Annotated in this window: 19 protein-coding genes; 11 read left to right on the top strand and 8 right to left on the bottom strand. The window is 73.2% G+C overall.

Annotated elements, in window-relative coordinates; translation table 11 throughout:
- Window positions 1-13: 13 nt before the first annotated feature.
- Window positions 14-1,006 carry a quinone oxidoreductase family protein gene (locus ODJ79_RS24980; protein WP_263025997.1) on the bottom strand — a complete coding sequence of 331 codons (993 nt, stop codon included), beginning with the start codon at window positions 1,004-1,006 and terminating at the stop codon, window positions 14-16.
- Between the two features lie 130 nt (window positions 1,007-1,136).
- On the opposite strand from ODJ79_RS24980, the gene ODJ79_RS24985 reads away from it, so the two are divergent.
- The gene (locus ODJ79_RS24985) at window positions 1,137-2,192 is read left to right on the top strand and encodes an AraC family transcriptional regulator (RefSeq protein ID WP_263025998.1); all 1,056 of its coding nucleotides are present in this window, start codon (window positions 1,137-1,139) and stop codon (window positions 2,190-2,192) included.
- On the opposite strand, the gene ODJ79_RS24990 is transcribed toward ODJ79_RS24985, so the two are convergent.
- The 4 genes from ODJ79_RS24990 to ODJ79_RS25005 form a co-directional block, all read right to left on the bottom strand.
- Window positions 2,189-3,022, bottom strand: a complete 834-nt coding sequence (locus tag ODJ79_RS24990; protein WP_263025999.1) for an ABC transporter permease — start codon at window positions 3,020-3,022, stop codon at window positions 2,189-2,191. The two genes, ODJ79_RS24985 and ODJ79_RS24990, sit on opposite strands and share 4 nt — an antisense overlap.
- Window positions 3,019-4,080, bottom strand: coding sequence for an ABC transporter ATP-binding protein (locus ODJ79_RS24995; RefSeq protein WP_263026000.1), 1,062 nt, complete (start codon window positions 4,078-4,080; stop codon window positions 3,019-3,021). The genes ODJ79_RS24990 and ODJ79_RS24995 overlap by 4 nt, the downstream gene beginning before the upstream one ends.
- On the bottom strand, window positions 4,077-5,198 hold the full coding sequence (locus tag ODJ79_RS25000) for a hypothetical protein (protein WP_263026001.1): 1,122 nt from the start codon (window positions 5,196-5,198) through the stop codon (window positions 4,077-4,079). The genes ODJ79_RS24995 and ODJ79_RS25000 overlap by 4 nt, the downstream gene beginning before the upstream one ends.
- A gap of 72 nt (window positions 5,199-5,270) precedes the next feature.
- Window positions 5,271-6,668, bottom strand: coding sequence for a M36 family metallopeptidase (locus ODJ79_RS25005; protein ID WP_263026002.1), 1,398 nt, complete (start codon window positions 6,666-6,668; stop codon window positions 5,271-5,273).
- 214 nt (window positions 6,669-6,882) lie between these two features.
- On the opposite strand from ODJ79_RS25005, the gene ODJ79_RS25010 reads away from it, so the two are divergent.
- The 3 genes from ODJ79_RS25010 to ODJ79_RS25020 are packed head-to-tail and all read left to right on the top strand — an operon-like array spanning window position 6,883 to window position 9,226.
- Window positions 6,883-8,388 (top strand): hypothetical protein, encoded by a 1,506-nt coding sequence (locus tag ODJ79_RS25010; RefSeq protein ID WP_263026003.1) that lies wholly within the window; start codon window positions 6,883-6,885, stop codon window positions 8,386-8,388.
- A complete protein-coding gene (locus tag ODJ79_RS25015; protein WP_263026004.1) occupies window positions 8,385-8,675 on the top strand; it encodes a hypothetical protein in 291 nt (96 codons plus the stop codon). Before ODJ79_RS25010 ends, ODJ79_RS25015 begins: the two co-directional genes overlap by 4 nt.
- Entirely contained in the window at window positions 8,675-9,226 is a 552-nt protein-coding gene (locus tag ODJ79_RS25020; protein ID WP_263026005.1) for a hypothetical protein, read from the top strand. The genes ODJ79_RS25015 and ODJ79_RS25020 overlap by 1 nt, the downstream gene beginning before the upstream one ends.
- A 17-nt stretch (window positions 9,227-9,243) precedes the next feature.
- Here the strand turns inward: ODJ79_RS25020 and ODJ79_RS25025 are convergent, their stop codons facing one another.
- A complete protein-coding gene (locus ODJ79_RS25025) occupies window positions 9,244-10,407 on the bottom strand; it encodes a hypothetical protein (RefSeq protein WP_263026006.1) in 1,164 nt (387 codons plus the stop codon).
- A gap of 60 nt (window positions 10,408-10,467) precedes the next feature.
- Between ODJ79_RS25025 and ODJ79_RS25030 the strand changes: the two genes are divergently transcribed.
- The 6 genes from ODJ79_RS25030 to ODJ79_RS25055 are packed head-to-tail and all read left to right on the top strand — an operon-like array spanning window position 10,468 to window position 17,405.
- Window positions 10,468-11,184 carry a vWA domain-containing protein gene (locus ODJ79_RS25030; protein WP_263026007.1) on the top strand — a complete coding sequence of 239 codons (717 nt, stop codon included), beginning with the start codon at window positions 10,468-10,470 and terminating at the stop codon, window positions 11,182-11,184.
- Window positions 11,171-12,226: a protein phosphatase 2C domain-containing protein gene (locus ODJ79_RS25035; protein ID WP_263026008.1), complete on the top strand. Its 1,056-nt coding sequence runs from the start codon at window positions 11,171-11,173 to the stop codon at window positions 12,224-12,226. Before ODJ79_RS25030 ends, ODJ79_RS25035 begins: the two co-directional genes overlap by 14 nt.
- A complete protein-coding gene (locus ODJ79_RS25040; RefSeq protein WP_263026009.1) occupies window positions 12,223-13,323 on the top strand; it encodes a hypothetical protein in 1,101 nt (366 codons plus the stop codon). The genes ODJ79_RS25035 and ODJ79_RS25040 overlap by 4 nt, the downstream gene beginning before the upstream one ends.
- Window positions 13,316-15,589 carry a hypothetical protein gene (locus ODJ79_RS25045; protein ID WP_263026010.1) on the top strand — a complete coding sequence of 758 codons (2,274 nt, stop codon included), beginning with the start codon at window positions 13,316-13,318 and terminating at the stop codon, window positions 15,587-15,589. Before ODJ79_RS25040 ends, ODJ79_RS25045 begins: the two co-directional genes overlap by 8 nt.
- A 1-nt stretch (window position 15,590) precedes the next feature.
- Entirely contained in the window at window positions 15,591-15,974 is a 384-nt protein-coding gene (locus ODJ79_RS25050; RefSeq protein WP_263026011.1) for a hypothetical protein, read from the top strand.
- 12 nt (window positions 15,975-15,986) lie between these two features.
- The gene (locus tag ODJ79_RS25055; protein WP_263026012.1) at window positions 15,987-17,405 is read left to right on the top strand and encodes an Hsp70 family protein; all 1,419 of its coding nucleotides are present in this window, start codon (window positions 15,987-15,989) and stop codon (window positions 17,403-17,405) included.
- An 82-nt stretch (window positions 17,406-17,487) separates the two neighbouring features.
- Here the strand turns inward: ODJ79_RS25055 and ODJ79_RS25060 are convergent, their stop codons facing one another.
- Window positions 17,488-17,955, bottom strand: a complete 468-nt coding sequence (locus tag ODJ79_RS25060; RefSeq protein ID WP_263026013.1) for an Lrp/AsnC family transcriptional regulator — start codon at window positions 17,953-17,955, stop codon at window positions 17,488-17,490.
- A 131-nt stretch (window positions 17,956-18,086) separates the two neighbouring features.
- Between ODJ79_RS25060 and ald the strand changes: the two genes are divergently transcribed.
- A complete protein-coding gene (ald, locus tag ODJ79_RS25065; RefSeq protein ID WP_263026014.1) occupies window positions 18,087-19,202 on the top strand; it encodes an alanine dehydrogenase in 1,116 nt (371 codons plus the stop codon).
- Window positions 19,203-19,257: 55 nt separating this feature from the next.
- Here ald and ODJ79_RS25070 read toward each other — a convergent pair whose 3' ends face one another.
- Window positions 19,258-20,307: an aldo/keto reductase gene (locus ODJ79_RS25070; RefSeq protein WP_263026015.1), complete on the bottom strand. Its 1,050-nt coding sequence runs from the start codon at window positions 20,305-20,307 to the stop codon at window positions 19,258-19,260.
- Between the last annotated feature and the right edge of the window lie 79 nt (window positions 20,308-20,386).

Genomic DNA, 20,386 nt, shown 5'->3' on the forward strand with positions numbered 1-20,386 from the left:
CGGGATGGCGACGTCAGGCGTGACCGGTGCGCTCCAGGCAGAAGACCGAGGAGCCGATGCTGCGGCCGGATTCGAGGTCCCGGTGCGCCTGCGCGGCGTCCTCCAAGTCGTACCGCTGGTTGATTTGGATCTTGATACGCCCGGCGGCGACGTGGCCGAAGAGCTCGTCCGCGAGGGCCGCCCGTTCCTCGGGCTCGGCGATGTAGTCGGCGAGCGCCGGACGGGTCACGAACAGCGAGCCGTGGATCGCCAGCCGCATGGCGTCGATCGGCGGCACCGGGCCGGACGAGGTGCCGAAGCAGACCAGCAGCCCGCGCCGCCGCAGCGAGGCGAGCGACGTCTCGAACATCGTCCGGCCGACGCTGTCGTAGACCACCGGGACGCCCGCGCCGCCGGTGAGCTCGCGCACCCGGGTGACCACGTCCTCCCGCGGGTACACGATCGTGTGTGCGCAGCCGTTCTGCCGGGCGACCTCGGCCTTCTCCTCGGTGGAGACGGTGCCGATCACGGTGATGCCCAGCAGGCGGGCCCACTGGCTGAGGATCAGGCCGACCCCGCCCGCGGCGGCGTGCAGCAGCACCGTGTCGCCCGGCGCGAGGGTGGCGATGCGGCGCAGGAGGTACGCCGAGGTCAGCCCGCGCATGGTCATCGCGGCGGCGGTCTCGAACCCGATCGCCGCCGGCAGCTTGATCAGGGAGTCGGCGGGCATGACCCGCTCGGTGCTGTAGGCGCCCAGCGGGCTGCCGGTGTAGGTGACCCGGTCGCCGGCGGAGAACCCGTCGACCCCGGGCCCGACCGCCTCGACCACGCCGGCCGCCTCGACGCCCAGGCCGGCCGGCAGCTGCGCCGGGTAGAGGCCGGTGCGGAAGTAGATGTCGGCGAAGTTGAGGCCGACGGCGAGGTGCCGGACGCGGACCTCACCCCATCGGGGCGTGCCGGTGTCGAGCCGCTCCCAGCAGAGCACCTCCGGGCCCCCGGTCCGGTAGAAGCGAACTGCCTTGGCCACCGTCGATCCCCCCGGTCATCGCCAGTCATCGGTTGCGGACGCTTGGTGATGTGACCCCTGCAACAGTAGGAACGACCCCTGCCACATGCTTTACTCTGCGGGTCAGGTTTCTTACCTCGTGGGGACATTTGTGGTCACATCGAAGCCGTCGAGCCGGTACGGAACGCTGAGCGGCTACCTCGAGCTGGCCACCTCCCTCGGACTGGATCCGGATGCGCTGATGCGCTCGGTCGGCCTCGACCCGGCGGACCTCGCGGTGCCGGACAAATGGGTTCCCACCGCGCGCATCGCCCGGCTGCTCGAGCTCTCCGCGCGGGCCGGCGGGCGCGAGGACTTCGGGATCCTGCTCGCCGAATACCGGCAGCCCTCCACGCTCGGCCCGCTCAGCCTGGTGCTGCGGTCCGAGCCGGTCCTGCGCAGCGCCCTCGACCTGTTGATCCGCTACGAGCACAGCTACAACGAGGCGATCCGGATCCGGCTGTCCGAGGGCAACGGGCTGGCCGTCATCCGCCTGTGGTTCGAGATGGGCGAGCCGGTCGCCGCCCGGCAGGGCGAGGAGCTCGCCGTCGCGGCCCTCCACAAGATCATCAGCGACTTCCTCGGCCCGACCTGGCGCCCGCTGTCGGTGTGCTTCTCCCACGACAGCCCGGCGAAGCTCGACACCCACATCCGGGTGCTCGGCGACCGGCTGCGGTTCGGCCACGACTTCACCGGGCTGATGCTGTACGCCCGCGATCTGGACGCACCGAACTCCGCCGCGGATCCCGGCGGACGCCTCGGCAAGGACGAAGCACAGTGGGCGCTGGGGGCGCCGCGCAGCCTGACCGCCGCCGACCGGGCCCGGGACCTGGTCGAGGTGCTGCTGCCCAACGGGCGCTGCTCCGCCGACGAGGTCGCCCGGGCCATGGGGGTCGACCGGCGTACGCTGCATCGCCACCTCGCCCGCAGCGGCGACACGCTGAGCTCCATCGTGGACGTGAGCCGCGCCGCGCTCGCCGAGCGGTACCTGGCCAACGACCGCTACCGGATGACCGAGATCTCCGCGCTGCTCGGCTTCGCGGCGCCGAGCGCGTTCACCCGATGGTTCCGCGCCCGGTTCGGCGACAGTCCGAGCCAGTGGCGCGCTCGCCGCAACAGATTCCCGGTCGAGCCCGAGCCGATCGCACCGCCACCGCCGGAGGTTTAGGTGGCGACGTCCTTGGTGAGGAAGTTCGCCCACGCCGCGCCGAGCAGCACCAGCAGGTAGACGAGCTGGATGCCGGCGCCGCGCTCGATGTCCCGCCACAGCACCGGCTCGCGGAAGAAGTCGATCCAGGCCAGCCAGTATCGGGTCGGCAGGTAGGGCCGGATCGCCGCCGCCGCGTCCAGCGTCACCAGCACCTGGCTGGTGACCAGCACGGCGAGCGCGCCCATCGCGGCGCCGAGTGCCGAGTCGGTCACGGTGGAGAGGAACAGCGCGATCGCCGCGACCCCCACCATCGAGATCACGATGTACGCCACCGTGCCCAGCAACCGCAGCGCGAGCCCGGCCGGGCTGATCGTCACCCCGGACAGCGAGGTCACGTCGGGCGGCAACGCGACGCCGGCCGAGCTGGTCGACGCGCCGAACAGCGTGATGCCGGTCAGGTACGAGGAGACCAGCACCGCCGAGATCGCGAAGAGCACGAAGACGACCAGCGAGATCAGCTTGGCGACCAGCAGCCGGCTACGGCCGACCGGGCGGACCAGCAGGTAGCGCAGCGTGCCCGCGGACGCCTCGCCGGCCACCGCGTCGCCGGCCAGCACCGCCACCGACACCGGCAGGAAGACCGGCAGGACCAGGGCCATCGCGGCGGCCGGGTAGAGCGCGCCGTTGCTCAGCACCGCGGACAGGAACGCGCCGCCCTGCCCGGGCGGCGGCGGAATACGGGTGGTGGCCAGGAAGATCGCCACGGTCAGCGGCAGCGCGCAGAGCAGGCCCGCGATCACGTACGTCCGCGGGCGCCGGAACAGCTTCGCCAGCTCGACCCGGATCATCCGGCGGCCTCGATGGCCGGGTCGTCGGCCGCGTCGCCGGCCGGGCGGTCGACGGCCGCGTCGTAGGCGGGGTCGCCGGCCGGGCGGTCGACGGCCGCGTCGTAGGCGGGGTCGCCGGCCAGGTCGTAGGCGGGGTCGCCGGCCGGGCCGTTGGCCGCGTCGACCCGATCGGCGCTGCCGGTGGTCGCGGCCAGCACCACCTCTTCCAGGGTGCGCCGCTCGGCGGCGATCGCGGTGACCGTCACCCCGGCGGCGACCAGTTCGGCGTTGAGCGCGCCGGGGTCGTCGTGCCGTACGGTCAGCGTCTCCCCCGCCCGCCGCTCGACCCGCCCGTCGAGCAGCGCCACCACCCGGTCCGGCGTCGGCGTGCCGAGCGTGACCCGGCCGGTGGGGGTGCGCAGCCGGTCCAGATCGTCCTGCACCACCAGGCGGCCCCGGTCCATCACCCCGACCCGGCCGCAGAAGGCGTCGATCTCGCTGAGCAGGTGGCTGGAGAGGAAGACGGTGACGCCGTCGTCGTTGAGCTCGCCGAGCAGCTCGCGGATCTCGCGGATGCCGCGCGGGTCGAGCCCGTTGGTCGGTTCGTCCAGGATCAGCAGCCGCGGCGGGCGCAGCAGCGCTGCGGCCAGGCCGAGCCGCTGCCGCATGCCGAGCGAGTACGCACGGACCGGCCGCCGGTCGATGCCCGCGAGGCCGACCCGCTCCAGCGCCTGGCCGATCCGGGCGCGCCGGTCCCGGCGGCGGCCGCCCGGCCCGGCCGCGTCGAACAGCGCCAGGTTGGTGCGGCCGGACAGGTTCGGGTACGCCCCGGGCCCCTCGACCAGCGCGCCGATCGACGGGAGAACCTCCCGGACGCGGCGCGGCACCGGCAGCCCGAGCACCTCGATCTCGCCGCGGGTGGCGAAGACCAGGCCGAGCAGCATCCGCACCAGCGTGGTCTTGCCCGAGCCGTTGGGGCCGAGCAGCCCGTAGCGGTCGCCCTCGCGCACGTCCAGGGCGACCCCGTCGACGGCCGTGATCCGCCCGTACCGCTTGGTCAGGTCCTTGGTTTTGATCATGCAGGCGCCTCCGCGAGGGCGGTCCCGACCCGTTTCAGCAGCGCCGGGGTGACCGGACCGGCCACCAGGTACGTGCGGAAGGGGTCGCGGACCACCAGCAGGTTGAGCAGTCCGGTGGCGATCAGCGCGGCCTGGCTCCCGGCCGGCACCGCGACCTCCTGCCCGTACGTGCTGATCTGCTCGAACGCACCGGCCCCGAACCGGCCCGGGAGGGCGACCACGACGAAGGAGCTGAGCCCGGCGCCGTACACGCCGGCCGCCGACACGCCACGGACGGCGTCCCGGCGCGGGTATCCGGCGAGGGCCGGCGGCAGCGGCACCGGACGCCGCCGGTTGATCGCGCCGAGGATGTCGGGCGCCTCGGTGACGGTGTAGCCGATGCCGGCCCGCGGCGCCGGCGGAGTCAGCACGGCCGCGCCCGGGTCGGCAAAGTGGATCTCCAGGAAGCGGGTGGTGAAGACCGGCCTGCTCGCGCCCTTCGCGGTGATCTCGGCTTGCAGCGGCAGCCCGTGCCGCGGGTCGGCCCAGATGTCCACGTGCGCCACGGTGGTGTCCGGCCCGGCCGGGGTCAGCCGCAGGCCGGGCGCGTCGATACCGGCGACCCGTTTGGCGGCCAGCGCGGTCACCCGGTCGCCGCCGGCCGCGGACAGCAGGCGCCGGGCCAGCTCGGGCGGGGTGAGGTCGGCCGGGCGGGGCAGGCGCACCGGCTGGTCGCCCTCGATCCGGATCAGCTGGTTGTCGCCGAAGTCCCAGCTGAACTGGGCCTGCGGGGTCTGGTAGAGGTCGCGCTCGGTGCCCTCGCCGAGCACGTCGACCCGCCAGCGCTGCGGGGACGCGTACCAGGTGCGCATCTCGGTCGTCCCGGTCAGCGGCGCGGTCACCTGGGTCAGGTTGCGCAGGGCGGGCAGGCCGAGCAGGCCGGTGCTCTGCGCGTACCCGGAGAATGGTTGAGCGGTGGAGGCGGCGATCCTGGTCCGGAGAATCGCGGGGTCGACCGCGCTCGCGTGCACCGGCCAGACGTTGATCGCCACCGGGATCGCCGCGAGCAGCAGGGCCAGGCCGAGCACGACCGACCACCTGCGCAGGCCCTGCGCAGTGACGACGGTGCGCGCGGTCACCATAGACCAGCAAAGGTACCCGCGGAACCTGGGCGGCCCGAACCGGAAGTCCGGGCCGCCACCGGGTGATTCCTAGGACAGAATGCCGCGGTCGCGGAAGGCCTTACGAACCTTCGCGGCCGCGTGCGGGCCGTACAGCGCCTGCGCGGTGGCCACGGTCTTCTCCGCCGCCGCCGGCATGGTGATCAACGGGTTGAAGAAGAACTGCGACTCGAGGACGATCCGGTTCGCGGTCGTCCGGCCGAGGGACCGGTTGATGTCCCACAGCGCGTGCGACCAGATCTCGCCGTCGTCGTGCACCTCGCCGTCCAGGTCGCCCGGGTAGACCTTGGGCCCGTCGGTGCGCCGCAGGCAGTGCGGCGTGTCGTCGGTGTACGAGGTGGAGTCCCAGTCCATCACGCACGCCCACGGGGTGACCTTGGTGTCCCGGCTGGTCGCCTGGGACATGGTGACCGCCCAGTAGTCGCCGAAGCCCTCGCCGATCGCCCCGGCCTCCTCCGACTCGCCGAAGCCGGGCACCTGGTCGTCCTGGATGGCGTGCCCGTACTCGTGCCAGATCACCTCGTTGTCCTCGGCGTCGTCGACGCCGCCGGTGCCGAACGTGATCGCGTCCACGCTCGGGTCGTAGAACGAGTTGTCGTCGGTGAGCCCGGTGGTGCTGTAGTCCTGCGGCTCGCTGTTGACGTGCCGGAACCCGAGCCGGTGGAGGTACTGCTGTGCGTCGGTGATGCTGTAGTACGCCATCACCTGCTCGAACCCGTCCTGCGACCGGTTGAACAGGAACACCCGGTGCTTCGAGGTCACCGGGTTCTCGCTGATGTTGTTCGCGTACGCGCCCTGCAGCGTGGACGTGCCCCGGTTGAGCTGGGTCAGCAGGACGGTCCGGTAGGCGCGGGCGAACTGCGGCCCGTCCGCGTTGTCGTTGTCGGTCAGCGACTCGTTCTGCAGCGCCACGACCGGGTTCGGGTCGAAGACGCGGCCCACCCCGACGTCGGCCTCCCGTACGGTGTTCTTCTCCTGCAGCACCGTGCCGCTGCCGGCGTCGACCAGCGTCTGGTAGGTGCCGCGCCCGGTGGTGGTCAGGGTCTTCCAGGCGAGCCGGGCCGGCGACCCGGGCACGATCACCAGCTGAGCGCTGGCCGGCTGCTTGCCGAGCCGGCCGGCCACCGCCGACCGGGCCCGCTGCGCGGTCAGCCCGGCGGACGTGCCGCTCAGCCCGGTGACCGCCTTCCGGCCGTCGTCGACGGTCAGTTTCCCGCCGACCCGGTGCGTGGCGTAGTAGCCGCCGACGACCGGGATTCCTTGATAGGTCTGTTGATACCAGGTGTGCGTGCCGAGCAGCGACTGTCGCGACTGGACCAGCTTCAGATCGGCGGGCACGGACGCCGGCGCGGCCTGCGCCTCCGCCCCGCCCCACAGCACCAGAGCGATCGTGACCAGCGGCGCGAACACGCGAACTGTTCTCTTCAAGGACACCCCCCACATAAGTTCCTCAGAGGGTGGCGAGCCTAGCCAAAGACGACGAGCGATGGAAATACGTGCATCGGCGGCGCGCGACGAGATCGACCTGCGGTCCGTCACCGAGTGATCACCGTTCGTACGGTCAAGTCTTTACAAGGCTGGATGCCTGGCGATTGAATCAGCCATCGGCCTCGCCCGCCCGTACGGAGATCGGGGATCCGCCATGGGAGTGAGCACCGCGCCACCGACACCGGCCACCGCGGCTGTGCCGCAGGTGTCCCAGGTCGACCGTCTGCTGTGCTCGTACACCTGGCTCTCGCCCGCGTTCGGCCGCTACGTCTACTCCAGGTTGATCCGGCCCGGCCTGCGCGCGGTCCCACCGACCCACGGCGTCGACGTGGTCGCGCTGGCCCGCCACACGGTGGCCGCCCGCCGGCACCGCCGGCTGGTGATCCTGCTGGCGTTGCTCGACGTGCTGCCGGCGGTCGTCGGCGCGGCGCTGATCCTCGGCCTCGGCGGGTTCTCCGCCGGCCATCTCCTGGAGTGCCTGGCGATACTCGCCGGTGGCACGCTGGTCTACCTCGCGCTGATCGGCTGGCACGTCTACGCCACCCGGACCCGGGCGAGCCGGCTGGTCTTCGCCGGTGCCACCGGCGGAGCCGAACCGCGCGACGGGGTTCCCCGGCTGGCCGACGCGGCCGAGCAGAGGCTCGACGCGTACGCGAAGGCGAACGTCGTGGTCTTCGGCGGCGGCATCCCGTTCGTCGGTGCGGGCGAGCTCCTCACCCGGTGGAACGTCCAGATCGACACCACGAGGGCCGCGAAGGACGACAAGGGACGGCCGCGTCCGCTGCTTCCGGTGAGCGCCGAGGAGCTGCAGAAGACGCTGTCGGTGACCGTCCGCAAGGCCGGGATCGACGGTATCCGGGTGAACAACCGGCTGTTCGTGGACGGTGTGCGCACCGATGCGGTGGACGGCCTGCTTCCCGACCGGGAGAAGCCGCCGTCCCCGGCCGTCGCCCGCAGCGAGATCCGCCGGGCGATCCAGCACGCGACCGAGACCGCCCGCACGTACCTCTGCATCGAGAAACCCGCCTGGGCCGGCGAGCTCGTGGTGACCGTCTTCGTCCGCGCGGTCGAGTACGGCACCGACCTCTACGTGGAGTTCTACGCGTACGTCTTGCTGCCCTTGCACCCGGTCGTCGCCGCGGCGGAAAAGCTGCCGGTGTCGCCGGCCGGGCGGGTCCTGCACGTGGCCCGGTGGACCGGGCCGATCGCCTGGCAGTCGCTGCGGAACGCGCCGCAAACGTTGCTCATGTCGGCCCGCTGGCGCTGGTACCTGGCCCGGCGCCCGGCGTTGCAGCGCCGCGACATCCGCAAGTCGGCCGTCTTCAACTACGGCGCCTCGGGTGGCATCCGGGCCGCGGTGGCGGCGCGGCACCGCGACCGGCTGTTCGCCTATGAGGACGAGGAGAGGGCGGTCAAGTCGATCCGGAAGCAGGTCCTCAAGGTCGTCGTCCAGTACGTCGGCGATCACGGGATCGACACGTCCGAGCTGGAGCGGCAGCAGACCCAGATCTTCCGGCAGACGATCAACATCCGGGACATCAAGGGTCGCAACATCATGCTGGGCGACCACAACAAGTTCTTCGACGGTCTCGCGATGGGCGGCGAGGACGGGGACGACGCCGGCAGGGACGCCGAACCGGACGACGAGGAGACGCCGTGAGCGAGTTCAAGATCAGAAAGGTCGAGGCGGCAAACCTGATCCAGGGCGATGGCGGGCAGATGATCGTCAACAACGCCGCGGTCGCCGACCTGTCCCGGACCGTGCAGGCCAATGCGGACGCCATCCGGCAGATCGAGGCGGCGCTCGCCGAGTTGCGGGCCGAGCTGGCGAGCCGTCAGCCGCGGCCGGGGCGGATCCGGGAGCTGCTGACCACGCTCGGCACGGGTGCCGGCGCGCTCACCGCCGTGGTGGAGGGCATCGAGAGCCTCCGGCAGGTCGCCGGTTGATGGGCGGATTGATGTACGTGCTGGCCGACACCTCGGGGTCCACCGTCCGCGACGACTTCCACGAGGGCGTGCACCTCGCGCTGCCGCACCTCGTCCATCTCGCGGAGGACCGGGGCGCCCGGTTCTGCCTGGCCGGCTACGGCGACGACGCCCGCATTCAGGTGACGCTGATCGGCGCGGGCGACCTCACGATGATCCCGCGGATGCCGCCCGGCGGGCTCAGCTCGCTCGCCGCCGGGCTGCGCGCGGTGGCCGCCGCCGTCGAACACGACCTGCGCCAGCTGCGCTCCGACGGGATCGAGCCGGGACGGCCGGTCACCATGGTGCTGGCCCACGGGCTCGGCACCGACCGCGACGAGCAGGTCCTCGAGGCGCGCCTCCCGCTCGCCGGTGACCTGCACGTGAGCGCCCCGGCGGCGGAGGACCGGCTGGCGTTCGCCGGGCTGGGCGCGACCCTGCACCCGATGCGCCTCGGCAGCGCCGGGACGGTGGCCGGCTCGATCGTCGCGGCCACGAGGGATGCGTGGCTGTCGTCAGGGGGCCCGCAGTGACCAGTCCATGGCTGTCGTCAGGGGGCCCGCAGTGACCAGTCCGCACCGGACCCCGGTCTGCTGAGGGTCATCGTGTCCGCCACCACCGTCGCCAGCCAGGCCGTGTCGCCGGCGGCCGTCGCCGCGACCAGCCGCTCCCCGCTCACCGTCGCGAGAACCTCGCCGGCGTCGTCGACGATCTCGCCGTGCACGGTCGCGGCGAACACCCGGGAACCCGCGGCGGCGACGGCTGCCGCCTCCGGCATCGTGACCACCCGCCAGGGTGCGACGTGCTCGGCCGGCACGTCCCAGCGGGCGGTCAGCACACGGCCGCGCTCGGTGGCCGCCACCAGCAGCACCGCGTCGGGCGACAGGCGGCCGGTGTCCAGCGCCGTCACCGCCGCCCCGGCCGGCGGCAGCTCCGCGTCGGGATCGTCGGACGGCCAGGCGCGCCAGGTGCCGAGGCACAGCCGGCCGTCGCCCACCGGCCACATCATGTGGTGGAGCGTCTCGTCGACCGCGAGGATCGCGAGTGGCTTGTCCGGGGTGAGCCCGGCGCGAGCCCCGGTGACCGGCTCGGGCGGGTCCGCGGCGAGCACGCCGCCGCGGTGGCGGACCTCGACGGCGTACAGGGCCTCGGGCTGGGCCCAGGCCACCACGATGCGGTCGCCCTCGGCGGAGACGGCGAGGCCGCCGGCGCCGCTCGCGGAGGCGAGCAGGCGCCACGGCGACGGGCCGGACCGGCCGACCGCGGCGGCGAAGACGCCGCGCGCGTCCCGGGTGACCACCAGCAGGGTGCCGTCCGGCCAGGCGGCGAGCCGGACCGGGCCGAAGCCGCCGACCGGCTCGTCGGCGACCGCCGCCCGCCCGGCGTCGACCGGGTCGTCGGCGACCGCCGCGCGCCCGACGTCGACCGGGTCGTGGGCGACCGCCGCGTGCCAGACGTCGACCACCCAGGCGGCGGCTTCCGGGTGCAGGCCGGCGCGGTCGGCCAGCACCCGCCGGGCGTCCGCGAGCTGCCCGTCGCCGACCATCGCGGGCACGCCGAGCTCGGCCGCCACGGTCAGCAGGCGCACCGCCCGGTCGTCGTGGGGCAGCAGGTCGAGCAGGCCGCGGCCGAGACGCCGCGGTTCGCCGGCGACGGCCGGGTCGAGGCGCAGCAGCCGTCGCAGGGCCCGGATCGGCTCGTCGGCGCTCGGCACGTCCCCATCCTGGTGCCTCGTCTCAGCCGGGTCCAGGTCCGTGATCGAGGAGGGAGCACGATGGCCGACGACAGCCGCGCCACCGAGGACAACCGCACGCTGGTGCTCGCGTTCTACGTCGTAGTCGACGTCTCGCAGTCCATGGAGTACAGCGGCGCGATCCACAGTGCCAACGAGATCCTGCCGAAGGTCGCCGACGCGATCGACGGCAGTCCGATGCTTGCCGACATCGTCCGGTTCGGCGCCATGGACTTCTCCGACGACGCCCAGGTAGTGCTCCGCCTCGGCGACCTGCGGAACGTGCCGATGCTGCCGAAGTTCACCGTCCGCGGGCGCACCTCGTACGCCGCGGCGTTCCGGCTGCTGCGCAAGGAGATCGAACGCGACCTGGCGCAGCTGCGCATCGACGGCTTCCGGGTCTACCGGCCGGCCGTCTTCATGATCACCGATGGTGAGCCGACCGACGACGACAACGAGCTCAAGGCGGCGTACGAGGAGCTGACCGACCCGGAGTTCAAGGCGCGGCCGAACATCCTGATGTTCGGCGTCGGCGCCGCCACCAAGGAGGCGCTGGACCCCTGGGTGTTCCCGAAGGCCGGCAAGAGGGCGATGCGCAGCTACGTGGCCGGGGCGGGCGCCGACCCGAAGACCGCGATCGCGAAGGCGGCCGAGGCGCTGCTGGGCAGCATCGTGGCGTCCGCCTCGTCGGTGAGCGAGGCCGGCGAGAGCGGCGGGTTCGTCCCGCCGGACGACGAGGACCTCGATGACTGGATCTGAGGCTACCTCGACCACCGCCCCGGAGCTGGCGGCGCCGGGCTGGTTCCAGCACGCCAACGGGCGGTGGGTGGTCGAGGACGCGGGCCGGCAGCCCGAGGTCACCCCGGTGCCCGCCGCGGGCCGGGCCGGCACCCGCCCCGACACGATCGTGGACGGTGGCCGGCTGGGCGGTCTGGCCTACCGCGCGACCAGCCAGCGCGGACTGGCCCACCAGGAGGTCGGTGTGCCCCGCCAGGACGCCTACCTGGTGCGGCCCACGCCGGATCGGCGGTGGCTGGTCGGCTGCGTGGCGGACGGCGTCTCCGCGGGCAAGCTGTCGCACGAGGCCGCCGACCTGGTGTGTCAGGAGACGACCGTACGGCTGGCGCGCGGCCTCATCGACCTGGCGGCGGAGCCGGAGGCGGCGGGGCCAGGCGCGGCACGGGCGGCGGAGTCAGGGGCGGCCTGGGCGGCAGCGGCCGAGGCCCTTCCCTGGCAGGACATCGTGCGGGCGGCCAACGCGTCGATCCGGGACGCCGCCATGGCGGCGGTGCGCGACGGGCTGGGTCGCTCGGGCGACCAGGCCGGGCTGGTCGAGCTCGAGAACAGCTGGGACGACGCGAGCGCCCGCACGGTCATGTCGTCCACCGCGGTGCTGTTCGCGGTGGCGGCGCAGCCGGTCGCGGACGGCGGGCACCCGGCCGTGGTGGCGGTGGTGGCCGGCGACTCGACCGCCCTGCTGCTCGACGGTGACGACTGGACACCGCTGGCCGCGGTGAAGAACGACGGCGCCGAGATCGCCTCGACCGCGGTCAGGTCGCTGCCCGGCCCGGTGCGGGTGCAGCCGCAGGCCCGCATGCTGCGGCCCGGCCAGGCACTGGTCGTGATCACCGACGGCCTGGGCGACCCGCTGGGCTCGGGCGGTGGGGTGGTCGGCCGCTTCCTCGCGACGATGTGGCGGCGGCCGCCGGACCTGCTCGCCTACGCCGGGCACGTGGGGTTCTACCGCAGGTCGTTCAACGACGACCGGACCGCCGTGACGATCTGGGTGGCCGAGCCGTGACGGACGGGCTGGTCCTCCTCCGCCGCACCCTCGGCGACCTCGAGTTCATCGGCCGGGGCGGTACGGCCGTCGTCTACGGTCTGCCGCGCCTGCGGGCCGACACCCTCGGCGTGGACTCGCCGCAGGGCCTGGCCTACAAGGAGTACACGCCCAAGATCCGCGAACTGGCCGGGCCGGGCCTGTCACCGGGTCTTCGGGCGATGGTCGCGGTCCGCGACCGGCTGGACCCCCAGCAGCGGTCCCGGTGGGACCAGCGAGTGGCCTGGCCGGTACGGCTGGTCGTGGACCAGTCCGGCGCCGCGACCGGCATCGTCATGCCGCTGATCCCCGAACGGTTCTTCCAGCGGATCACGCGACGCTCCGGCGAGGTGACCTCCGAGCCCCGCGAGGCACAGATGCTGTTCGGCGACGTCGAGACGATGCGGCGGATCGGGATCGCGCCGGTGCCGCAGGAGGTCCGGGTGGAGCTGGTCGCCCGCATCGCGTACGCGTTCGCCCTGATGCACTTCGCGGACGTGGCGGTCGGCGACATCTCGGGCCGCAACCTGGTCTACGACCCGAACCCCGACCGTCCCGGCGTGATGGTGTACGACGTGGACAGCTCCCGGCTGATCGGCAGCACCTCCCCGTTCGGCAGCCAGCCGCACACGCCCCGCTGGGAGCCGCCGGAGGTGCTGGCCGCCCGCCGGACCCGGGCTCCGGGCGGCGCGGCCGTGCTGACGGCACAGAGCAAGGCCACCGACGTCTACAAGTTTGCCCTGCTCTGCGTGCGCATCCTCGACTACGGCATCGGGCGGGCGGTGAACCGGGACCCGGCGAGGGCGGCACCGGTGCTGCGCCGGATGCGCGGCGGCCGGGCGGCCGACCTGCTGCTCGCGTCGCTCTCCGAGGATCCCGCCGAACGGCCCACCATGCGCGAGTGGCACGAGGCGCTGCGCCGCGGCCCCGGCCGCGACGACGGGCCGGCCCCGGCACGCCGCGCGCCCCGGCCCGTACCCGCCCCGCCGGGCGACGGCGACCGCCTGGTCGACGGGATGGTCATCGGCGACTGGGTGTTCCGCCCGGACGGCTGGCATCGGCTGGGCGCCCATGACTGACATCTGGTGCCGGGCCTGCGGCGACGCCTCCAGCACGGACGGCGCCTGCACCGCCTGCGGCACGCCCCTCGACCCGCCGGCCTCGGACCCGGTGCCCACCGGCCGGGTCGGCCTGCTACGCCGCCGGTCGGCCCACCGGCTGACCGGCGCGCCGCTGGGGGTCCGGCGGGCCGCGGCGATCGAGCTGATTGCGCAGGGCCAGCCGCTGCCCGCGGAACTCGACCTGTCCGAGCACGAGATCGCCTGGTACCGGGCACACGCGGCGATGACCGCGGGTGACCTGCCGGCGGCGCTCGAACAATTGGCGAAGCTCCCGGAGACCGGGTACGCGGCCCGGGTCACTCTGCTGCTGAGCCGGTTCGCCGACTTGCTCGCGGCCCGGGAGTGCCGGCCGGCCGCGGTGGCCGTGCTGACGCCGTTCCGAACCGGGTCGGCCGACGCGGCCGCGATGCTGGCCGTCCTCGACGGCGCGGCACCGGACTGCGTCGGCGTGGCCCGGCGATACGTGGGCCCGGGTCTGGGGGACGGCCCACGGGCCCGGGCGCTCGCCGCCTATCAGCAGGCGATCACCGGGGAGGCGGAGGGCGTACCGGACGAGCTGCTGCGGCTGCTTCCGGCCGCGTTGCTGGACCGGCTGGCCGTGGCCGGTCTCCTGACGAGGGTGCCGGACACGCTCCCCGAGCCGGCGGCCGCCCGGCTGCGCTGCCGCCTCGGCCTCGCCGGGCCGGACGAGATGGCGGCGGCGGGTTTCACCGCCGAGGCGGCCCGCCGCGCCTACCTCGCCGGGGACCGGGCGGTCCTGGACCGGCTGGGCGACGGGCCGGACGTGCGGCATTACCGTGCGCTGCACGACTACGTGACTGCCGGACGGCTGCGGGAGGAGGACCTGCGGCCGGCGGCGCGGGCCGTGGTACGGCTGTCCGACGCGCTGACGATCGGGTTCGCCGGGCGGCGGTCGGTGCCGGACGAGGTCGCCGCCGACCCGACGACCTGGCCGCGGCTGTGGCGCAACGCGGTGCTCGGCAAGCTCTACCCGGCCGAGGGGGTGGCCGGGCGGCACCCACGGTTCGCGCGGTGGCTGGACCTGTGCGAGGCCTACCCGGCGCTGCGCGCCGGCGACTGGCAGCAGGCCCTGACGATCGCCGATCGGGTGACGGCCGAGGCCGACGACCCGCGCCTGCGGGCCGAGGCGTGCAACGTCGCCGCGTACGCGTTCTGGCACCTCGGCCGGATCGACGACGCGCTGCGCGCGCTGGCGAGTGCCCGGCCGGCGGCCGGCCTCGCGGTCAACGCGGCGCTCATCGCGTCGTCGCGGGACGCGGCGGCGGCCCTGCCGCATCTGGCGCAGGTCATGCAGGTGGCCGACGACGACGGGTTGCGCCGGGCGGCCGTGCGGGAGGCGGTCACCTTCGGCGAGCGGAGCGGGCAGGCGCCGGCGACGCTGACGGCGATGATCCGAGCGGCGCTGGATCTCCAGCTCGACGACGAGCTGCACCACCGGTTGCTCGCGCTGGCCATCCGCCACGACCGGGAATGGCTGGCGGGCGCCCGGCTGCGCGGGCGACGACTCGACGACCGCTACCTGCAGGGCCGCGCCGGCTACGAGGAGAAGCCGTCCACCGCCGCGCTCACCGAGGTCGCGGCGGCGCTGGGCATGATCTGGCCGCGGCCGAACCGGCCGGCCTGGGCGCAGGCGGAACTCCGGTGGCTGACGACTGTCCTGCTGGGACCGCCCGCCGGGGTCGACCCGCTGTTCGCGGTCGAGGAGCTGAGCCGGGCCGGCGTGCTCGGCGTCGCCGATCGCATCCGCCTCCGGCTGCTCACCGGGGTGCGGCAGATCCTGGCCGTGAGCTGGTCGCCCCGCATGCAGAAACCCCTGCCGGGCGACGTCGCGCTCACCCGGGCGGTCGAGGAGTACTGGCGGCGGATCGGCGAGCTGGACGCGTCACTCACGGCCCTGCTCACCACCCAGGTCCGCATCGCGATCGTCGAGGTGACCACGTCGTCCATCGACACCTTCAACAAGATGATCGACCAGTGGCAGGCGCTGGAACGCAACGCCGCACCGACGTGGGAGGAGAACAGGCCGAACATGGCCGCCCGGCAACGCCTGGTCAAGGACACGCGGGCGCACGTGCAACGGTCCGAGCGGATCTTGCGGCTGGCCGACGGGCTCTCGGTCGATCCCGGCCTCCTCCGGCAGGTGCGGGAGTTCCAGGACCAGGCCCGGTCGGCGCTGTCCTACTTCGCCCGGAAGGCGTTCTGACATGGAAGACCGGAACCCGTACCTGATCCTGGGAATCCCGTTCGGCGCCGGGCGCGCCGAGGCCAACGCCGCGTTCGCCCGCCGGGTCAGGTCGCTGCCCGCCGATCCGGTCGAGGCCCGGGCCTACCAGACCGATCTGACCTGGGCCCTGCAACGCATCGACAGCGGCCCGCCGCAGCCCGCCGCCGAGCTGGGCTGCTACCGCCTGCCGGCCGGCCCCGGCACCGACGAGCCCGGCGTCTTCGCCCCGCCACCCGAGCCCGGACCGTACGACGAGGCCGCGGTCGCCGCCGCCCTGGCCCGGCTGCGCGTCGATGCGGCCCGCGAAGCCCTGCGCCGCAGGCTCGCCGAGCGTTCCGCCGGCATCTCACCGCCCGCACCCTGACGGAGGCCTGCCTTGCCCGGCTCGTACGGCATCGACTTCGGCACCACCAACTGCGTTCTCGCCCGCACCACGGACGGCGGCGTGGAGACCGTCGCCTTGGAGAAGCGGCTGCCCGCCGCATGGGCACACCACGGCTTCAACCGCGTGCTGCCCTCGGTGGTCGGCTTTCCGGACGGCGTGCCCTCCTTCGGGTGGCCGATGAAGCTGCGCGCCGAGGGCCGGGTCGAGGCGGTCAAGCGGCTGTTCGCCACCGAGGACGTGGTCGAGGTGGACGGACGGCGGATGCCCGTCGTGGAGGTGGCCGCGCTCTTCTTCGGCCAGATGCGGGAGCGAGCCGGGGCGCCGCTCGACCAGGCGGTGGTGACGATCCCGTCGAACAGCCGTGGCCGTGCCCGGCTCCGCACGAGGCAGGCCGCCGCGCAGGCCGGCATCGACGTGCTCGCGCTGGTCAACGAGCCGACCGCGGCGGCCATGGCACACGCCCGCCGGATCGGCTCGGACCAGCGGATCCTGGTGTTCGACTGGGGCGGCGGCACGCTCGACGTCACGGTCCTGCAGGCGGTCGAGGGCACGTTCATCGAGCAGTCGTCGAAGGGCGTGCAGCGACTCGGCGGTCTCGACCTGGACGCGGCCTTCCTGGCCCGGCTCCGGCGCGTGCTGCCCGGTGCCGCCGACTGGACGGCCGCCGAGCGGGACCAGTTCCGCACCCGGCTCGAGCTCGCCAAGATCCAGCTGTCGGAGTCGGCCGAGGCCGAGGTGGCGTTGCCGAACGGCCAGTACGCCGCGATCCCGCGCGGCCAGCTCGAGGCGGCGATCCGGCCCCTGATCGAACGCACCCGCGGCCCCCTGGAGACCTGCCTGCGGGAGAGCCCCGGCCCGATCGACCACCTGGTGATGGTCGGCGGCAGCTCGCGGATCCCGGCGGTGCGGCGGTTCGTGGCCGGCGTGGTCGGCATCGAGCCGGACGACACGGTGGACCCGATGACCGCGGTCGCCGAGGGGGCGGCCGTCGCGGCCGGCATCCTGCGCGGCGAGATCAGCGATCTCAGCTTCTTCGTCGGCACCGAGCACGCACTGGGCCTGGTCGGCCGGGATCCGACTGCCGGAAACATGATCTTCGGCGAGATCATCGGCCGGAACACCAAGTATCCGGCCAGCAACACCGAGCCGGCCTGGCCGACCACCGACTTCCAGGAGGAGGTGATCCTCCAGGTGATCGAGGGCGACCCGGCCCGGCCGCTCGACCACGAGGACAACGTGGTCCTCGCTACCTGGACGATCCCGCTGCCCGGCCGCCGGCCCAAGGCCGATGCCCGGCTGGACATCACCTACACCTACGACCTGGACGGCATCCTGCACATCCGGGTGGAGGACCACCAGACCGGATCCGTCCTGGCCGACGGCCGGCTCGGTTTCGGCTCGCCGCATTGACCGTGCGGCCGGGGCACGCCGGCGATCGGGATCGGCGCGGTCACCGACGAGCTGCCGGTCGCCGGCCTGCGCGGCCGCGCGGTCAGCTGCCGCGCCGGTGCTCGAAGATCAGATGGGTCTCGGTCCCGGCGACCAGGTGCGTGCCGCTGAGCCGCTCGGTGATGATCGAGCGCAGGTCCGCGACGTCCGCGGTGGCCACGTGCAGCAGGAAGTCGTACGAGCCGGAGACGAAGTAGACGTCGCGCACGGCCGGGATGCCGGCCAGCGACTCGGCGAACTTGCCGATCGCGTCGCGGGCGTCCGAGCGGATCCGCACCGCGATCATGGCCTGGATCGGGCGGCCGATCCAGGCCGGGTCGACGTCGGCGTGGAAGCCCCGGATCGCGCCGAGCTCGCGCAGCCGGCGGATGCGGGTGAGACAGGTCGAGGGGGCGACGCCGACCCGCTCGGCGAGCGCATTGTTCGGCATGCGGCCGTCGACCTCGAGCAGCGCCAGCAGCTCCAGGTCGATGTGATCAAGGCCTCGAAGATCCTTCGGCGAGTCCGGCATCATCGGGAGCAGATCCGCATCATCTTCGGCTCAAAGAGGCTGCGTAGAATCTCCTGCGGCCCCATTGCGCTCATCCTGCACATCGTTTCACTCTAGCGGAACGACAACGATGTCCTGAAGGGGAGCCAAGAATGATCGTCGGGGTGCCTACCGAGGTCAAGAACCACGAGTACCGGGTGGCCATCACCCCGGCCGGCGTGGCCGAGTTCGTCCGCCGGGGGCACCAGGTGCTCGTCCAGGCCGGCGCCGGCGCCGGCTCGGCGATCACCGACGACGACTACGCCACCGCGGGCGCCCGGATCGTCCCGGACGCCGACAGCGTGTGGGCGCAGGCCGACCTGCTGCTCAAGGTCAAGGAGCCGATCGCGGTCGAGTACCACCGGCTGCGCGAGGGCCAGGTCCTGTTCACCTACCTCCACCTCGCCGCCGACGCCGCCGGCACCGACGCGCTGCTCAAGAGCGGGACCACCGCGATCGCGTACGAGACGGTCCAGCTCGCCGACGGCTCCCTCCCGCTGCTGGCCCCGATGAGCGAGGTCGCGGGCCGCCTCGCCCCGCAGGTCGGCGCGTACTCGCTGATGCGCAACTCCGGCGGTCGCGGCGTGCTCCCCGGCGGGGTTCCGGGCGTCAGCCCGGCGAAGGTGACCGTCATCGGCGGCGGCGTCTCCGGCGTGAACGCGGCGACGATCGCGCTCGGCATGGGCGCCGACGTGACCGTGCTCGACCTGAACATCAACCGGCTGCGGCAGATCGACGCCCAGTTCGGCGGCCGGGTCAAGACGCTGGTGTCCAGCGCGTACGCGATCGAGCAGTCGGCGCTGGAGGCCGACATGGTGATCGGCGCGGTGCTGGTGCCGGGCGCGAAGGCGCCGACCCTGGTCTCCAACGACCTGGTCAAGCGGATGAAGGCCGGCTCGGTGCTGGTCGACATCGCCATCGACCAGGGCGGCTGCTTCGAGGACTCGCACGCGACCACCCACCAGGACCCGATCTACCGGGTGCACGACTCGGTGTTCTACTGCGTCGCGAACATGCCCGGCGCGGTGCCGAACACCTCCACGTACGCGCTGACCAACGCCACCCTCCCGTACGCGCTGAAGCTGGCCGACCTCGGCTGGCGGGAAGCGCTCAAGCGTGACCCGGCTCTTGCCCCGGGTCTCAACATCCACGCCGGCCGGCTGACGAACGCGTCGGTCGGCGAAGCGCTGGGCCTCCCTTCGGTCGAGGTCTCGTCAGTCCTCGCCTGACCCAGCAACGAAGGCCGCCGCCCCGGGACCCAGACCCCGGGGCGGCGGTCTTTTGCTACAGGTGTCGGGAAATTTGCGACAGATCCGCGGGGCTCAGTCGATCTGACGAGGTCTTGGCCTGGTGCCAGAACGGGTAGCGCAACGGCTCCCCGCTCACGTCGTCCAGGGCGGCGATCTCGTCGGGGGTCAGTTCCAGGTCAGCCGCGGCGAGATTGTCGCGCAACTGCTCCGGCGTGCGCGCGCCGACGATCACCGAGGTGATGCCCGGCTTCTGCGCGATGTACGCGAGAGACACCCGCGCCGCCGACACCCCGTGCGACTCGCCGATCTTCACGGCCACCTCGATGGTGTCGTACAGCTTGTCCTCGTCGTGCACCGGCGGCTCGTCCCAGTCGCTCAGATGCCGGCTGCCGGCCGGAGCCTGGACGCCGCGGCGGTACTTGCCGGACAGCAGCCCACCGGCGATCGGGCTCCACACCAGGATGCCGACGCCCTGGTCGAGGCAGGCCGGCACGATCTCGGTCTCGATGTCGCGGGCCTGCAGCGAGTAGTACAGCTGGTTGCTGGCGAACCGCTCCAGGTGCCGGGCGTCCGAGATCCCGAGCGCCTTCATCATCTGCCAGGCGGCGTAGTTGGAGCAGCCCACGTACCGGACCTTGCCGCTGCGGACCAGGTCGTCCAGCGCGGTCAGGGTCTCCTCGAGCGGGGTGTGCCCGTCCCACTCGTGCACCTGGTAGAGGTCGATGTAGTCGGTGCCGAGCCGGCGCAGGCTGGCCTCGGCGCCACGGATGACGTGGTGCCGGGACAGGCCGGCGTCGTTGTCGCCGTCGCCCATCGGCATCCGCACCTTGGTCGCGATCAGCCACTCCTCGCGGGTGCGGCCCAGCGCCTGCCCGATGATCTCCTCGGAGAGCCCGGCCGAGTAGACGTCGGCGGTGTCGATCAGGTTGACGCCCGCCTCCCGGGCGATCGCGATCTCCTCCCGCGCCCCGTCGACGTCGATCGTGCCCACCGGGGTGGCCCAGCCCGTCCCGCCGAATCCCATGGTGCCCAGGGTGAACGTGGATACTCGCAGGCCGGTGCGGCCGAGCTGCCGGTACTGCATGTCGTCATCGCCTCTCTGCGGTACGAAAATGCCTCGCCCAGCCTTTACCCGCCGCGCGCCGCTTGTCCACCGAATCCGC

This window comes from Actinoplanes sp. KI2 (genome assembly GCF_025630775.1).
GTDB lineage: Bacteria > Actinomycetota > Actinomycetes > Mycobacteriales > Micromonosporaceae > Actinoplanes.

What these genes read in the sequence shown, in the direction of transcription:
- ODJ79_RS24990 (WP_263025999.1), bottom strand. Translation starts at nt 3,022, where the DNA reads ATGATCCGGGTCGAGCTGGCGAAGCTGTTCCGGCGCCCGCGGACGTAC.
- ODJ79_RS24995 (WP_263026000.1), bottom strand. Translation starts at nt 4,080, where the DNA reads ATGATCAAAACCAAGGACCTGACCAAGCGGTACGGGCGGATCACGGCC.
- ODJ79_RS25010 (WP_263026003.1), top strand. Translation starts at nt 6,883, where the DNA reads ATGGGAGTGAGCACCGCGCCACCGACACCGGCCACCGCGGCTGTGCCG.
- ODJ79_RS25020 (WP_263026005.1), top strand. Translation starts at nt 8,675, where the DNA reads ATGGGCGGATTGATGTACGTGCTGGCCGACACCTCGGGGTCCACCGTC.
- ODJ79_RS25030 (WP_263026007.1), top strand. Translation starts at nt 10,468, where the DNA reads ATGGCCGACGACAGCCGCGCCACCGAGGACAACCGCACGCTGGTGCTC.
- ODJ79_RS25035 (WP_263026008.1), top strand. Translation starts at nt 11,171, where the DNA reads ATGACTGGATCTGAGGCTACCTCGACCACCGCCCCGGAGCTGGCGGCG.
- ODJ79_RS25045 (WP_263026010.1), top strand. Translation starts at nt 13,316, where the DNA reads ATGACTGACATCTGGTGCCGGGCCTGCGGCGACGCCTCCAGCACGGAC.
- ODJ79_RS25050 (WP_263026011.1), top strand. Translation starts at nt 15,591, where the DNA reads ATGGAAGACCGGAACCCGTACCTGATCCTGGGAATCCCGTTCGGCGCC.
- ODJ79_RS25060 (WP_263026013.1), bottom strand. Translation starts at nt 17,955, where the DNA reads ATGCCGGACTCGCCGAAGGATCTTCGAGGCCTTGATCACATCGACCTG.
- ald (WP_263026014.1), top strand. Translation starts at nt 18,087, where the DNA reads ATGATCGTCGGGGTGCCTACCGAGGTCAAGAACCACGAGTACCGGGTG.
- ODJ79_RS25070 (WP_263026015.1), bottom strand. Translation starts at nt 20,307, where the DNA reads ATGCAGTACCGGCAGCTCGGCCGCACCGGCCTGCGAGTATCCACGTTC.